The organism is Faecalibacterium duncaniae, from assembly GCF_010509575.1.
Classification (GTDB): domain Bacteria; phylum Bacillota; class Clostridia; order Oscillospirales; family Ruminococcaceae; genus Faecalibacterium; species Faecalibacterium duncaniae.
The window spans coordinates 2,625,763-2,641,244 of sequence record NZ_CP048437.1 but is presented as its reverse complement, the minus strand read 5'-3'; the positions used below and the strand labels follow the sequence as shown (position 1 = coordinate 2,641,244).

At 57.4% G+C, this 15,482-nt stretch carries 12 protein-coding genes, 1 pseudogene and 1 riboswitch; of the genes and pseudogenes, 9 read left to right on the top strand and 4 right to left on the bottom strand.

Translation table 11 applies throughout. The features are described 5' to 3' along the window. Window positions 1-47: 47 nt before the first annotated feature. Both GXM22_RS12640 and GXM22_RS12635 read left to right on the top strand, forming a co-directional pair. A complete protein-coding gene (locus tag GXM22_RS12640; RefSeq protein ID WP_005935340.1) occupies window positions 48-812 on the top strand; it encodes an amino acid ABC transporter permease in 765 nt (254 codons plus the stop codon). Between the two features lie 13 nt (window positions 813-825). Next, window positions 826-1,578 carry an amino acid ABC transporter ATP-binding protein gene (locus GXM22_RS12635; RefSeq protein ID WP_370569101.1) on the top strand — a complete coding sequence of 251 codons (753 nt, stop codon included), beginning with the start codon at window positions 826-828 and terminating at the stop codon, window positions 1,576-1,578. Window positions 1,579-1,661: 83 nt separating this feature from the next. Here GXM22_RS12635 and GXM22_RS12630 read toward each other — a convergent pair whose 3' ends face one another. Continuing rightward, window positions 1,662-4,097 (bottom strand): glycoside hydrolase family 94 protein, encoded by a 2,436-nt coding sequence (locus GXM22_RS12630; protein WP_035394849.1) that lies wholly within the window; start codon window positions 4,095-4,097, stop codon window positions 1,662-1,664. A 423-nt stretch (window positions 4,098-4,520) separates the two neighbouring features. Between GXM22_RS12630 and GXM22_RS12625 the strand changes: the two genes are divergently transcribed. From GXM22_RS12625 to GXM22_RS12610, 4 genes are all read left to right on the top strand, one after another. Further along, on the top strand, window positions 4,521-5,531 hold the full coding sequence (locus tag GXM22_RS12625; protein WP_005935348.1) for a LacI family DNA-binding transcriptional regulator: 1,011 nt from the start codon (window positions 4,521-4,523) through the stop codon (window positions 5,529-5,531). An 84-nt stretch (window positions 5,532-5,615) separates the two neighbouring features. After that, entirely contained in the window at window positions 5,616-7,055 is a 1,440-nt protein-coding gene (locus tag GXM22_RS12620) for a twin-arginine translocation signal domain-containing protein (protein WP_005935350.1), read from the top strand. Between the two features lie 112 nt (window positions 7,056-7,167). Further along, window positions 7,168-8,145 (top strand): carbohydrate ABC transporter permease, encoded by a 978-nt coding sequence (locus tag GXM22_RS12615; protein WP_005935352.1) that lies wholly within the window; start codon window positions 7,168-7,170, stop codon window positions 8,143-8,145. Then, window positions 8,145-9,011, top strand: a complete 867-nt coding sequence (locus tag GXM22_RS12610; protein ID WP_005935355.1) for a carbohydrate ABC transporter permease — start codon at window positions 8,145-8,147, stop codon at window positions 9,009-9,011. The genes GXM22_RS12615 and GXM22_RS12610 overlap by 1 nt, the downstream gene beginning before the upstream one ends. Window positions 9,012-9,083: 72 nt before the next feature. Here the strand turns inward: GXM22_RS12610 and GXM22_RS12605 are convergent, their stop codons facing one another. Together GXM22_RS12605 and GXM22_RS12600 are read right to left on the bottom strand one after the other, a co-directional pair. Then, window positions 9,084-9,380 carry a putative quinol monooxygenase gene (locus GXM22_RS12605; RefSeq protein WP_035394851.1) on the bottom strand — a complete coding sequence of 99 codons (297 nt, stop codon included), beginning with the start codon at window positions 9,378-9,380 and terminating at the stop codon, window positions 9,084-9,086. Window positions 9,381-9,495: 115 nt separating this feature from the next. Further along, window positions 9,496-10,611 (bottom strand): ABC transporter ATP-binding protein, encoded by a 1,116-nt coding sequence (locus GXM22_RS12600; RefSeq protein WP_005935358.1) that lies wholly within the window; start codon window positions 10,609-10,611, stop codon window positions 9,496-9,498. Between the two features lie 127 nt (window positions 10,612-10,738). Here GXM22_RS12600 and GXM22_RS12595 point away from each other — a divergent pair, with 127 nt between their 5' ends. Beyond that, window positions 10,739-11,584, top strand: a complete 846-nt coding sequence (locus GXM22_RS12595; RefSeq protein ID WP_099357283.1) for a helix-turn-helix domain-containing protein — start codon at window positions 10,739-10,741, stop codon at window positions 11,582-11,584. Between the two features lie 47 nt (window positions 11,585-11,631). Here the strand turns inward: GXM22_RS12595 and GXM22_RS12590 are convergent, their stop codons facing one another. Continuing rightward, window positions 11,632-12,933: an MATE family efflux transporter gene (locus GXM22_RS12590; protein WP_005935362.1), complete on the bottom strand. Its 1,302-nt coding sequence runs from the start codon at window positions 12,931-12,933 to the stop codon at window positions 11,632-11,634. 271 nt (window positions 12,934-13,204) lie between these two features. Beyond that, window positions 13,205-13,280: riboswitch (cyclic di-GMP riboswitch) on the top strand. A gap of 159 nt (window positions 13,281-13,439) precedes the next feature. On the opposite strand from GXM22_RS12590, the pseudogene GXM22_RS15475 reads away from it, so the two are divergent. Together GXM22_RS15475 and GXM22_RS15310 are read left to right on the top strand one after the other, a co-directional pair. Next, window positions 13,440-14,186 (top strand): annotated as a pseudogene (locus GXM22_RS15475) (leucine-rich repeat domain-containing protein); the annotation flags it as partial. Between the two features lie 189 nt (window positions 14,187-14,375). Then, a complete protein-coding gene (locus GXM22_RS15310) occupies window positions 14,376-15,401 on the top strand; it encodes a hypothetical protein (RefSeq protein ID WP_035394855.1) in 1,026 nt (341 codons plus the stop codon). Window positions 15,402-15,482: the final 81 nt, after the last annotated feature.

The window sequence follows — 15,482 nt, the reverse complement described above, 5'->3', positions numbered from 1 at the left end:
AAGAACAGGTTACAAAATTCTAACAATTTTAGAAAGCGAGGATGCGAATGGCCGCACAATACGAACTGCTGAAAGAGCTGCTCAACAGCGGCACGAAGCTGGACTTCGGGCAGGAAATGTTCTTCAAATTCTATCAGGCGTTCATCCTGAACGACCGCTGGGTGCAGTACATCCAGGGCGTGGGCACCACGCTGCTGGTCACCGCCATTGCGCTGGCACTGGGCGTGGTGCTGGGCAGTGTGGTGGCACTGGTGCGTGTTGCGCACGACCAGCAGCGTCCCGGCCGCAGGAACCCGGTGCTGGGCTTCTTCAATGCCGTCTGTCAGGTGTACACCACCATCATCCGCGGCACCCCCATGATGGTCCAGCTGCTCATTATGAGCATGGTCATCTTTTCCAACAGCCGCAACTTTACCATGGTCGGTGCGCTGGCACTGGGCATCAACTCGGGCGCTTACGTCTCGGAGATCATCCGCGGCGGCCTGATGGCGGTGGACCCCGGCCAGATGGAAGCCGGCCGCAGCCTGGGCCTGAACTACATGACCACCATGGTGGTCATTGTCATTCCGCAGGCCATCCGCGCGGTGCTGCCTGCACTGGGCAACGAGTTCATCGTCCTGCTCAAGGATACCTCGCTCATCACCGTTATCGGCGGCAAGGAGCTGCTGTATGCGGCGCAGGGCATTATGAACCGTACCTACGAGGCCATGTTCCCCCTGTTGGGCGTTGCAGTGGTCTATCTGATCTTAGTCATGCTCTTTACATGGCTGCTGTCGAAGTTTGAGAGGAGGATGGCGCAAGGTGACCGCTAATCATGCTGAAAAGATCCTGGAAGTCCGTGGTCTGACCAAGACCTACGGCGGTGAGGCCAAAAAGGGCGCAAAGCAGCCCACCCCCACCCTGGATGTCCTGAAGGGCATCGACATCGACATCTACCGCGGCGATGTGGTCTGCCTGATCGGCCCCTCCGGCTGCGGCAAGTCCACCTTCCTGCGCTGCCTGAACCGGCTGGAGATCCCCACCGGCGGCTCCATCAAGTTTGAGGGCATTGAGGTGGATGATGCCCACATCGATGCCGTGCGCCAGAAGATGGGCATGGTGTTCCAGCACTTCAACCTCTTCCCCCACCTGACCGTCAAGCAGAACCTCTGCCTGGCCCCGGAGCTGCTCAAGCTCAAGAGCAAGGAGGAGGCTTCCAAGCGTGCCGAGGAGCTGCTGGCCCGTGTCGGCCTGTCCGATAAAGCCAATGTGTTCCCCAAGAGCCTTTCCGGCGGCCAGCAGCAGCGCATTGCCATTGCCCGCGCTCTGGCCATGGACCCGGATGTCATCCTGTTCGACGAGCCCACCTCCGCCCTTGACCCTGAGATGGTCGGCGAGGTGCTGGAGCTGATGAAGGAGCTGGCCCACACCGGCATCACCATGCTGGTGGTCACCCACGAGATGGGCTTTGCCCGCGAGGTGTCCAACCGCGTCATCTTCATCGATGAGGGCAGGATCCAGGAAGATGAGCCCCCGCAGGAGCTCTTCTCGAACCCCAAGCATCCTCGTCTGAAGGCTTTCCTTTCCAGGATGCTGTAATTGGAACTGAAAAAACTGTATTGAAAAGACCGCCAGAGCAAGCGTTTCTACTTGCTTTGGCGGTCTTTTTGCTGTGAGGGAGGTTATCCAAGAATGACAGAGACCTCTACACTTTCACCGGCCTTTGCCAGCGGCAGGAGGGTGCCCGCAATAGGAGCGCCGTTCACGGTGACGCTCTGCACGCCCTTCTGCACGGCGTGGGGGTTCTCCACCCGGATGTGGTACACGGCACCCCGGTAACGGCGGGTGACGGTGTAGCCTGCCAGCGTGTGGGGGATGCAGGGGTCAACGCGCAGGCCGTCCAAAGTGGGCTGGATGCCCAGAATGTACTGGCTCACGTTCACGAAGGTCCATGCCGCCGTGCCGGTCAGCCAGCTGTTCTTGGCCTCGCCGAAGGTGGGGGCATCGCGGCCTGCCACCATCTGGCTGTAAACGTAGGGTTCGGTGCGGTGGATCTCGCTGATGTCCTCGATATAGGCCGGACAGGTCTTTTTGTAGACAGCAAAGGCCCGGTCACCGTGGCCCAGCACGGTCTCAGCACAGCTGATCCATGGGTTGTTGTGGCAGAAGATACCGGCGTTCTCCTTGTAGCCCGGGGGATAGCTGGAGATCTCGCCCAGATTGAGCCGGTAGGTGGTGTAGGCGGGCTGGAGCAGTACCACGCCGTACGGGGTGTCCAGCCGCTCCTCCACGCTCTTCAGTGCGGCTTCGGCCTGACCGGTCTCCCGGCCGATCCCGGCCATCACGCATATACCCTGGGGTTCGATGAAGATCTGCCCCTCGTCGCATTCCCTGCTGCCTACGGGGGCACCAAAGGCATCGTAGGCACGGCGGAACCATGCGCCATCCCAGCCGGCGGTCAGGGTGGCCTGTTCTACTGCGTCAATGGCGGTGCGGGCACTGGCGGCCTCCTCGGTGAGGTGCAGGTGGTCACAGAGTTCGGCGTACTCGCGGCCGTATTTCACGAACATGCCCGCAATGAACACGCTCTCAGCCACGGGGCCCTCGCTGGGGCCGGTGATCTGGAAGCTCTCGCCCGGGTGCTCCGAGAAGCAGTTCAGGTTCAGGCAGTCGTTCCAGTCGGCCCGGCCGATCAGGGGCAGGCCGTGGGGGCCCAGATGGGTATGGGTGTAGCGGAAGCTCCGGCGCAGATGCTCCATCAGGGGCTGTGCTCGGGTCACGTCGTTGTCAAAGGCAACCGGCTCGTCCAGGATCGACCAGTCACCGGTCTCCCGCAGATAGGCGGCGGTGCACGCAATGAGCCAGAGCGGGTCATCGTTGAAGCCGCTGCCCACGTCGCTGTTGCCCTTTTTGGTCAGGGGCTGGTACTGGTGGTAGGCACTGCCGTCCTCAAACTGGGTGGCAGCAATGTCCAGAATGCGCTCCCGTGCACGGGAAGGAATCATGTGGACGAAGCCCAGCAGATCCTGACAGGAATCCCGGAACCCCATGCCGCGGCCGATGCCGCTCTCGTAATAGCTGGCACTGCGGCTCATGTTGAAGGTGACCATGCACTGATACTGGTTCCACAGGCTCACCATCCGGTCCAGCTTTTCCTCGCCGGAGGTCAGCTGCCAGCCCGAGAGCAGTTCCTGCCAGTAGTCGGCCAGTGCCCTGCGGGCGGCATCCACCTGTGCATCGGTGGCATAGCGGGCCATCATGGCCTCGGCCCGGGCTTTGTTGATGATGCCGGGAGCGCTGAATTTTTCCCGGACCGGGTTTTCAATGTAGCCCAGCCCGAAGATGATGCTCTTTTTCTCACCCGGTGCCAGCGTGAGATGGAAATGGTGGGCACCCACCGGAGCCCAGCCGTGGGCAATGCTGTTCGAGCAGTGACCGGCTTTGACCGCTTCCGGTGCGACGGGGCCGCCGTACACGCCGCAGAAGGCATCCCGGCTGGTGTCGAAGCTGGTAACAGGGGCGTTGGCCCAGAACACGGCGTAGTGATCCCGGCGCTCCCGGTACTCTGTCTTATGATAGATGGCACTTTCCACCACTTCCACCTCGCCGGTGGAAAAGTTGCGCTGGAAATTGGAGCTGTCGTCCATGGCATCCCACAGGCAGAACTCCACATAGCTGAACACGTCCAGCGTGCGGGGGGCAGCGGTCTTGTTTTCCAGCGTCAGCCGGTCGATCTCACAGGCATCGCCCCGGGGCACGAACAACTCCTGAGCGGCCGCAATGCCGTTTTTCTCGCCCTGCAGGATCGTGTAGCCCAGACCGTGGCGGCAGGTGTAACGGTCCAGTTCCGTCTTGGCGGGCTGCCAGCCCGGGTTCCAGATGGTGCCGCCATCGTTGATGTAGATGCGGTGGCCGTCCATGTCCAGCGGGGAATTATTGTAGCGGTAGCGGGTCAGCCGCCGCAGCCGGGCATCCCGGTAAAAGCTGTAACCGCCGCCGGTGTTGGACACCAGACTGAAAAAGTCCTCGCTGCCCAGATAGTTGATCCAGGGCAGGGGAGTGCGGGGCGTGTCGATCACATATTCCCGGCGCGCATCATCAAAATGTCCGAATCTCATAGCCTTGTTCCTCCTTATAGGGTAAACCGGAAATGCTGAAATCATTTGATGGCGAAAACGATTTAGGATTTGCGGCCCAAGGGTGGGAAAGGCACTTGTCACCCTAAGAATAGTCTATCCTGCGGGAAAAATCAAGAGCGGACCTGAAATATACAACAAGGGTGCAGCGGGCTGGTTCAGGGGTGGAAACCGGTATGGGAACGAAAAAATTATCGAACGGTAACGAAATGTAACGAAAACGATACAGACTGCATAATTCTGAGGAAATGAAATCTCGCAATCTGCTGAAATGCAGACTTTTGAGATAAAACTTTTCTTCTTCTGCTTGATTTTTAGTGCAAAGTGCGCTATATTGAAATTGCGAAAACGATTTAGGATTCGTTCGGGAGCCCTGAGCGGGTCCCTGTGAGGGAGGGCGGCGAAATGTCATCCTTAAAAGATCTGGCGCGTGAATGCGGTGTCTCGGTGGCAACGGTGAGCAAAGCGCTCAATGGCCAGTCGGACATCTCTGCTGCGACCCGCGACCGTGTCCGCGAGGCGGCCCGTCGGATGGGCTATGTGCCCAATATGGCGGCCCGCGCAATGAAGACCAACCGTACCTACAACCTTGGCGTTCTGTTTGTGGACGAGCGGCAGAGCGGCCTGGCCCACGAGTACTTTTCGGCGGTGCTGGACAGCTTCAAGGTGCAGGTGGAAAAGCTGGGCTACGATATCACCTTTGTCAACCGGAACCTCGGCGGCAGAACAATGACCTATCTGGAGCACTGCCACTACCGGGGCGTGGACGGAGCGGTGATCGCCTGCGTGGATTTCAACGATCCGCAGGTGGTGGAGCTGGTCAACAGTGATGTGCCGGTGGTGACCATCGACCATGTGTTCAACAACCGGATGGCGGTCCTTTCCGATAATGTCAACGGGCTTTCGGCGCTGGTGCGGTACGCCTACGCCAACGGCCACCGCCGCATCGCCTTTATCCATGGCGAGCGCACGGCGGTGACGGAGAACCGGCTGGCAGGCTTCTACAAGAGCTGCGCGGAGCTGGGGCTGCAGGTCCCCGAAGAATATGTGCGCAGCGGTGTGTATCACGATCCCGACCGCTGTGCCGAGGAGACCCGGGCCCTGCTGGCAATGCCCCAGCGGCCCACCTGCATCCTTTTTCCCGATGATTTCTCGGCCATGGGCGGCTGCATCGCTCTGCAGGAAGCGGGCCTGAGCATCCCGGAGGATATTTCCGTGATGGGATATGACGGCATTTACCTCTCCCGCGTGATGAAACCCCAGCTGGTGACCTGGCAGCAGAACACCAGAATGCTGGGCCGGATGGCAGCAGATAAACTGGTGCAGATGATCGAGCACCCCCGTGTGACGTTGGCCGAGCAGATCCCGGTGACAGGAAAACTGCTGGAGGGCGGCTCGGTGCGCAGCATCGAATGAATGGGTTGGATTTGGTTCCGGGCGAACCGGAGCCTTGAATTTGAAACGCTTTTTCACGAAAACCATTGAAGGAGGTTTTTCATTATGAGAAAGATTTCGCGTCGTAATTTCCTGCTGGCTTCCGGTGCAGTTACCATCAGTGCAGCGCTGAGCGCATGCGGCGGCTCCTCTTCTTCTACCGGCGCGGCATCCTCTGCCGCAGCTTCTTCCGCCGCTTCCGCTGCTCCGGCAGCTCAGGGCAAGGTGCTGAATATCTGGTGCTGGAACGACGAGTTCCAGGGCCGCTTCAATAACTATTACCCCGAGGTCGCCTCCATCGCGGAGGACAAATCCACCACCACCCTGAAAGATGGCACCGTTGTCAAGTGGACCATCAACGCCAACGAGAACAACAACTACCAGAATAAGCTGGATGAGGCCCTGCTGAATCAGGACTCCGCCGCCGATGATGACAAGGTAGATATCTTCCTGATCGAGGCTGACTACGCATTGAAGTATGTGGATTCCGATTACGCGCTGGATGTCAAGGCAGACATCGGCCTGACCGATGCCGATCTGGCTGGTCAGTACCAGTACACCAAGGATATTGTCAGCGTGGACGGCAGCCAGCGCGGCACCACCTGGCAGGCGACCCCCGGTCTGTTCGCATACCGCCGCAGCATCGCCAAGGAAGTGCTGGGCACCGATGATCCCACCGAGGTGCAGAGCCATCTGTCCGATTGGGATAAGTTCAACGAGGTGGCTGCACAGGCCTCTGCAAAGGGCTACAAGATGCTGTCCGGCTTCGATGATGCTTACCGTACCTTCTCCAACAACGTGGACGCTCCCTGGGTGGACGGCACGACCGTCAAGGTAGACCCCAACATTATGAAGTGGGTCGATCAGACCAAGGAGTACACCGATAAGGGCTACAACAACAAGTCCAGCCTGTGGGACAGCCAGTGGGCAGCCGATCAGGGCCCGAGCGGCAAGGTGTTTGGCTTCTTCTATTCCACCTGGGGCATCAATTTCACCCTGCTGGGCAACTCTCTGGAGACCCCTGTGGCCGAGGGCGGCAAGGAAGAAGTGGGCAACGGCATCTACGGCGATTACGCAGTCTGCGAAGGTCCTCAGCCCTATTACTGGGGCGGCACCTGGATCTGCGCGGCAGCCGGTACCGATAATACCGATATCATCCGCGACGTGATGCAGAAGCTGACCTGCGACGAAGCCATTATGAAGCAGATCACCCTGGATACGCAGGATTACACCAACAACGAGAAGGCCATGGAAGAGATCGCAAACAGCGATTATGCCTCCGACTTCCTGGGCGGCCAGAACCATATCGCCCTGTTTGCAGAAGCTGCAAAGAAGATCGATATGTCCAATGCAGGCCCGTACGATCAGGGCCTGAACGAGAGCTTCCAGAATGCCTTCAAGGATTACTTTACCGGCACGGTGGACGAGGATACCGCAAAGGCAAACTTCGAGACCGCCATCAAGGAAAAGTACCCCGAGCTGACCGATGTGGTCTGGCCCGCATAAGCGCAGCCGGAACCTGAAAACCTTTTGAACCGAATCTGAATGGGGCGGGCCGGACGCTGATCCCGCCCGCCCCGTTTTGCTTTGGGCAGTGTACGTCAGGAGGGCAGTTACTATGGGAGCAAAACCAAAGAAGAACGGCTCGATCAGCTATGCAAAGTGGGGCTATATCTTCATTGCACCGTTCTTCCTCATCTTTGCGCTGTTCCAGCTCATCCCACTGGGGTCTACGATCTATTACAGCTTTTTTGAATATTACCGCAGCGGCCTGAAGATCATCGGCCCCACCTTTGTGGGCCTGAAGAACTACATCACCCTGTTTGCAACCGACCTGCCCAAATACTTTGGCAACACGCTGCTGCTCTGGATCATCGGCTTCATCCCGCAGATCGCCATCTCGCTGCTGCTGGCGGCCTGGTTCACCGACCTGCGCCTGAAGCTGAAGGGCCAGACCTTCTTCAAGACAGTCATCTACATGCCCAACCTCATTATGGCTTCGGCGTTCGCCATGCTGTTCTTTGCCCTGTTCTCGGATAACGGCCCTGTGAACGCTGCACTGGTGGGCATGGGCATCCTCAAGGAGCCCTTCAGCTTCCTGAACAGTGTCTGGGGCAACCGCGGCCTCATCGGCCTGATGAACTTCCTGATGTGGTTTGGCAATACGACCATCATGCTGATGGCGGCCATCATGGGCGTGGACCCCACCCTGTATGAGGCAGCGGAGCTGGACGGCTGCACCCCGAACCAGATGTTCTGGAAGATCACCATCCCACTCATCCGGCCGATCCTGGTCTATGTGATGATCACTTCGATGATCGGCGGCCTGCAGATGTTCGATGTGCCGCAGATCCTGACCAACGGCAAGGGCGGCCCCGACCGCACCTCCACCACCATGATCATGTACCTGAACAACCACCTGTTCAGCAAGAACTACGGCATGGCCGGCGCGGTCTCGGTGGTGCTGTTCCTGGTGTGCGCAGTGCTCTGCGTGATCGTTTACATGGCCCTGACCAAGGAGGACGACGGCCTGAGCAAGGCCGAGCGCAAGGCCCACAGGCAGGCGGCCAAACAGGTGAAGGGAGGAAAAGCATAATGTCACACGCAGTCAAGACAAGATCCGAAAAAGCGACCCTTGCGGCCCGCCGCACGGTGTGCTATGCGGCGCTGGTGCTGCTGAGCTTTTTATGCCTGTTCTTCTTCTATGTGCTGGTCATCAATTCCACTCGCACCCATTTTGAGATCCAGAAGGGCTTTTCCTTTCTGCCGGGCAGATCCTTGATGACCAACCTGAAAAACGTGCTGTCGGATGCCAACATCCCGGTGCTGACTGGTGTGCGGAACAGCCTGATCGTGTCCGGCTGCTCGGCTGCCCTCAGCGTCTATTTTTCGGCTCTGACAGCCTACGGCATCTACGCCTATAACTTCCGGTTCAAAAAGGCGGCGTTTGCCATCATCCTGCTCATTATGACCATGCCGACCCAGGTCTCGGCGCTGGGCTTCCTGCAGCTCATCACGAAGATGGGCCTGAAGAACAGCTTCATTCCCCTCATCATCCCCAGCATTGCGGCCCCGGCGGTGTTCTTCTTTATGAAGCAGTATCTGGATGCCAGCCTGCCCATGGAGATCGTGGAAGCCGCCCGCATTGATGGCGCAGGGGAGTTCTACACCTTCAACCATATCGTGCTTCCCATTATGAAGCCCGCTCTGGCGGTGCAGGCCATCTTCTCCTTTGTGTCCAGCTGGAACAACTACTTCATCCCCGCACTGGTGCTGGATACGGCAGACAAAAAGACCCTGCCCATCCTCATTGCACAGCTCCGCAGTGCCGACTTCCTCAAGTTCGATATGGGCAAGGTCTATATGCTGGTGGCCATTGCCATCCTGCCTGTGATCATTGTTTATCTGTTGCTGTCCAAGTTCATCGTCCGTGGTGTTGCACTGGGCGGTGTCAAGGGCTGAGCATTCCCTTCTCTCCTTTGAAAAAAGCACCCGCAGCCAGCAGGCTGCGGGTGCTTTTCTATCCTCTCGTGCTCAGTCGGCTTTGGCAATGCGCTGCATCGCAGTGGAAGCAACATGCTTCTCCTTGATGGCGCGGAGCTGGGCCATGTGGTCGGTGTTTACGTGGGCCTGCTGCTGGGCTTCGGAGTCCCACTCCTCAACGATGAGCAGCTCGTCCGGGTCGGCGGCGCTCAGGTAGTAATCGTAGCGCTCAAAACCGTCCTCCTGCTGGACCTTTGCCAGAATGCCGGCAGCGGCAACCTCCTGCAGAAAAGCGTCCCGCTGGCCGGGGAGCATACGGTAGGTGACCAGAAGCATCATGTGTTCCATGGTGAAATCTCCCTTATAATGTTCCAATGTGTGTTCTTTTAGACAAAAGCCGCCGGAAATCGCTTCCCGGCGGCTTTTGCTTATTAGGAGGATCAAAAGATGATCCCTGGAGAACTTAGTTCAGGATGGTCTGCTCGGTCTCGACATCAAAGAGGTGGACCTTGTGCGGATCGAATGCAACGCGGACGGTGTCTCCGTTGCGTGCCTTGGAGGTGGGAGCGACACGGGCGGTCATCTTGTTGCCCTTGTACTCCAGGTACAGGTAGATCTCAGCGCCCATCATTTCGGACACATCGACCTGAGCCTCCAGGTGGCAGTCGGGGTGCTTTGCCATAAACTCGGGCTCGTCGTCGATATCCTCAGGACGGATGCCCATCTTGACCTTCTTGCCAACATAGGAATCCAGCTTGCCGTCAGCGGTCTTTTCCTTGGGCAGGGGGATGGTGTCGCCGCCCAGGTCAATGGCGTACTGATCGCCGTTCTTGGTCACGGTGCCGTCCAGGAAGTTCATCTGGGGGCTGCCGATGAAGCCGGCAACGAACATGTTGCAAGGCATATCGTACAGGTTCTGCGGGGTATCGACCTGCTGGATGATGCCGTCCTTCATAACAACGATGCGGTCGCCCATGGTCATAGCCTCGGTCTGGTCATGGGTAACGTAGATGAAGGTGGTAGCCAGCTTCTTGTGCAGCTTGATGATCTCGGTGCGCATGCTGGTACGCAGCTTTGCATCCAGGTTGGACAGGGGCTCGTCCAGCAGGAAGACTGCCGGGTTACGAACCATTGCACGGCCCAGAGCAACACGCTGACGCTGGCCGCCGGACAGAGCCTTGGGCTTGCGGTCCAGCAGGTGCTCGATCTCCAGGATCTTGGCAGCCTCGTGAACGCGGCGGTCGATCTCGTCCTTCGGGGTCTTGCGCAGCTCCAGACCGAACGCGATGTTCTTGTAAACGGTCATGTGGGGGTACAGAGCGTAGCTCTGGAACACCATGGCGATATCACGATCCTTGGGGGGAACGTCGTTGATCAGGCGGCCGCCGATGTACATTTCGCCCTTGGAGATCTCCTCCAGACCGGCGATCATGCGCAGGGTGGTGGACTTGCCGCAGCCAGAGGGGCCGACGAAGATGATGAACTCCTTATCCTGGATCTCCAGGTTGAAGTCGGTAACAGCAGGAGCAGTAGCGCCCGGATAGATCTTGTAGATGTGCTGGCAGCTAATCGAAGCCATAGGTCATTGCCTCCATTAAAATTTTTCTATGTTACGGCACCTTGACGGTGCACGCTCTCGTTGGTATTATAATAACAGATAACTTTGTGATATAAAATAGCATTTTATTGATTCGAGGTGTCAGATATTGCTTTATGATTGGACAAGCACCGCAGCCCTTGGCGTGGTGCGGGATATCCAGCCCAAAGAACCCCTGACCCTGACCGGCGAGGGGCTGTGGGTCTGCCTGATCTCCAGCGGCAGATGCACTGCCAGCCTGACCGATGCCTCGCCCTCCCCGGCGGGCAGCGCACTGATCCTGCCGCCCCAGAGCGCGGCGGCGGGCCATCTGGTACTGAGCCGTGCCCCGTTGACCCTGACCCCGGAAGGGGAGAGCCACCTGCTCTGCATCCAGCTGACCGGACAGGCGGCGGTGCAGTTCCTTGCCGGGCTGACGGAGCTGCCGTTCCTGGCCCGGGGCGAGACCTGCCCCGCCGCCGCAGAGCTGCTGGGCCGCCTTGCCGCCGAGGCCGACACGCCCCGCAGCCGGGCTGCCAGCCAGCTGGCCTTTGCCCTGCTCTGTGAGCTTGCGGGGGCCGACAGCGCCGCCCCGCCCCTGCCGCCGCTGGTGGAGGCCGCCATTGAGGATATCCGCCAGAACTACGCTGGCCTGTACGGTGTGGAGGAGCTCAGTGAACGGCTGGGAGTCTCCAAGAGCCACCTTGTCCGCACCTTTACTGCCGCCGTAGGGGTGCCCCCGGGGCGCTACCTGACCACTGTGCGGGTGGAAGCAGCCATGCGGCTGCTCCTGCACCGGGAATACACGCTGGATGTCATAGCCAGCCTGTGCGGCTTCTCGGGGGCCAACTACCTGTGCCGGGTGTTCAAAAAAGAGACCGGCCAATCCCCCGCACAGTGGCGGGCCTTGGCCGGTCAGACAGCGCGGCCCCTCAGCCCGGCGGAAAGCCAGCGGGAGCAGGCACTGTATATTTAAAATGTTCAGGAGCCGGGGCAGCACCCGGCTCTTTTCCGTGGTGGCGTTCAGCTGCACACAGACTGCGGGCGCTTGAGCAGGAACACCGTCAGGGCCAGCGTGATGGCCTCGGCGGCGGGGAAGGCCGACCACACGCCGTTCATGCCGAACAGGGCGCTCAGGATCAGCGAGCAGGTGACGATGGCGGCCACGCCCCGGCTGACCGAGGTGATGGTGGCTTCGGTGGGGCGGTTGACCGCACCCAGATAGCCCGCCGCAACAATATTGCAGCCTGCAAAGAAGTAGCCCAGGAAGTAGATGCGCATACCGCTGTGGGCATATTCGGCCATCAAAGCAGAGCTCTCGCTGTTGAAGAGGGCAACAAAGGTATCGGTAAAGCCAAACACGGCACCGTACAACACCGCCGCCAGCGCCAGCGCAGTGCCGCAGCCCAGCAGAAGCAGCTTTTTTGCTCCGGCCATCTCATTTTTGCCGTAGCACTGGCTGATCAGCGGCTGGGCACCCTGGGCCACGCCGTTGAAGATGGCTGTTGCCACCAGCGCAAAGTTTGCCACCACGCCGTAAGCGGCCACGCCCACGTTGCCCGCCAGCCGGAGCAGCAGGAAGTTGAACACGGTGGTGGTCACGGCAGAGGAGAGCTCCCCGACGAAACCGGAGATGCCAAGCTGGCAGCTCTGCACCAGCAGCCGGGCCGAGGGAGCCTGCCGGACAAAGGTGAGCGTGTTGCTCTTTTGAAAGAAGTGGCGGCTGCAGATGGCGATGCTGAGCACCGGCGAGATGGCCGTTGCCAGCGCCGCGCCGGGCAGGCCCAGCCCCATGGGGAAGATGAAGATGTAATCGAACACCACATTGAACAGGCTGCCGCTCAGGGTGGCCACCATGGCAAGGGACGGGTCGCCGTCGTTGCGGACGAAGGCCGAGAAGATGTAGTTGCACATGAAGAAGGGGGTGAACAGCAGGAAGATGCGGGTGTAGTTCAGGCCCAGCGCCACGATGTCCGCATCGCCGCCCATGAGCTGCAGGAGCGTGCCCGGGCAGAACGCGCCCGCCAGCATGAACGGGATGGCGATCAGGCAGGCGCAGAGGATGGCGTTGGAAAAAAACCGCTGCGCCCGCGCCTCGCCCTGCGCCTGCAGGATGGCGTACCGGGTGGCCGCACCCAGGCCGATCATCGAGCCGAAGGCAAAGATCAGGTTGTACATGGGCAGGCAGAGGTTCAGCAGGGTCACGCCGTCGGTGCCCGCCGCCTGGGCGATGAAATAGGTGTCGGCCAGAATATAGCACGATGTGCCGATCAGACCGAAAATATTCTGCGACACATACTTGAAGAACTGCTTTGTCAGGTTCATGGAAGCTTCCTTTCCGCGGGGAGAATAGGGGAGTGAAACGTAAAAACGACTACTACTATATCATAAAACTTGGCATATTTCAACGAAAAAGCGAGGAAACACGCCATCATTTCCCAAACGGAACACTTCTCCCCGGGGCGATGCTGCTATCCGAAAATGCCATACAAACACTATCGCTTTTGTGCAACTTGCCAAAGATGCTTTTGGGTTATTGACAAAAAAAAAAAAAAAAAAAAGTTTTATGATTTTTGTGTAAGATGCCACGTTGAAACAGAAAAAACGGCAAACCAGTCGAAAGGCTGCGACGCAAAGCTACAGGGCCTGTAATATGGCAGCCAGCCGCACTTTCTCAACCATACCGCACATGGGCATCACCTCAAGGGGCGGTAGATTCCCAAAGTACAAAACGCAGAGCGTTGTACCAGCCATTTGGCCGGTGCGGCGCTCTTTTTGCTTTGTGCGGGCATGGTTATATTTTGGGAGTAATTCATAAAAGGAGGATTTTTATGAAAAAGCGTTTCGTCAGCTTGTTGGTTGTAGTATGTATGCTACTTACACTATTTCCGGTGTCAGCGTTTGCAGATAATGCAAAAAGCGGTGAGTTTCATACGGATGGAATAAAAACACAAGATGGAAATTTTGTGTATAGTGTAAATGATGATGACACTGCAACGTTGGTACAATACATTGGCTCGGAAGATGTGCTTGCGGCAAATAATTATGAAGTTGATATTCCTGCCGAGTTTGACGGACATTCTTTGAGTAAAATCGGACAGGCCGCGTTTGCAGCAGAATATCATTCTAATTTTAAGTATTGGAATGCAACCTGTGGCAAGATTCAAAAAGTTAAAATTCCAGAATCGGTGACATATATTTGCTCGGGTGCTTTTTATCATTGTGAGTCTTTGAAAAGTGTTAATATTCCAGAGAATGTTGAAAAGATTGAATGGTGGGGATTTGCAAATTGTACAGGGCTAAATGATATTACTTTTGAAGGTAATAGCAAAATCACAACAATTGAGATGGAGTGCTTCTCGAATTGTTCGAGCCTAGAAAGGATTGATCTGCCAGAAGGGATTACAGATATTCGTTGGGGTGCTTTTGAGAACTGTACTTCACTTATGAATGTTGTCATTCCTTCTAACACTGAAAGAATTTACAGGAAAGCATTTTACAATTGTGCGCTCGGAACGGTTACTTTCCCTGCATCTTTGAAAGGAATTGAAGTTGCGGCATTTGGTAGGCCGATTTCGCTGACAAAAGTTTATTATGCCGGAACAGCCGATCAGTGGAATGCTCTTGTAAGCGCTCCCTTTGTTCCTCTTGATGGCAAGACGGATGGCACTAGCAAAAACTTCACTGGAATTAATTATAAAGAGGATTCGCATGGCGGCAATAATGAGCAGCTTCGTCAAGATGGGCTGGTTATAATCCCTTGCAAGATGGATGTGACCACCTCCAAGAGCGACTACTTGGTCAATACTCCCGTTGATGTGAACATTGCCATTGCCCCCGGTACTGATATGAACAAGATTCTCAATGGCAGTGTTGCTTTCACCTACGGTGATGAAGTTGAAAAGGTAGAACTGAACGGCAAGGAACTGACCGAGAAAGAATACACTGTTCAGAAGTTGGCTCAGATGATGAAACTGACTTCCCGAAGCAGTGATATCAAAGCAACCCTGAATGTGACCTACAAAAAGACCGGCAGCTACACCTTTGGTATTGCAGTGAACGACAGCAATGACGAGACCATCTGCAATGCGGATGCAAAGGTCGTTGTTGGCGAAGAGGCCGCCGAACTGACCCCTGCAACCAAGCTCTACACCCTGACCGTCAAGAATGCTGATGTTACCATTAAGAATGGTGACGAAGAGATCAAGGCTGAGAAGAACGACAAGGGCGAGCTGATCGCCAAAGTGCCCGAAAAGGCTGACGTGACCGTGACCTACACCAGCCAGAGCGATGCCGTTGCATTTGACCAGTGGACGATTACCACCGATGAAACGCTGGATGTGGATGTCAAGAACAACCCCCTGAAGTTCCAGATGCCTGCCGGTGGTGTGACCATCGAAGCCATGACAAAGGATGCCTCCATTGAGGAGGACGAGCCCAACATTCTGGGCACCACCGCAGTGGTTGGCACTGCCGCTGTTGGCACCGCCATTCTGGCATGGCAGGGCTACCAGCTGAGCACGGAGCTGTACCTGAAAACCGCTCTGCCCGCCGGTACTGCCATCCCCACAAACCGTGCCGAGCTGGCCCTGCTGGTGTGGAACCATGCCGGTAAGCCCGCACCCGCCGCAGTTCTGCCCGCCGATGCAACCGATACCCAGAAGGCCATTGCCTGGGCTGTGGAAAACGATCTGCTCAAGGCCGCAAAGGACAACGGCGAGACCTATGTGGATACCGATTCCGTGAGCCGTGTTGAAGTGATCCGCGTGTGGAATAAGGCACAGGAAAAGTAAACCCCACCGTCATCCCTTCGGGATGCCACCGCCCCTAATAGGGGCGGCCTTGGCAAAAAGGTGAAACTATCCGCTATGCCA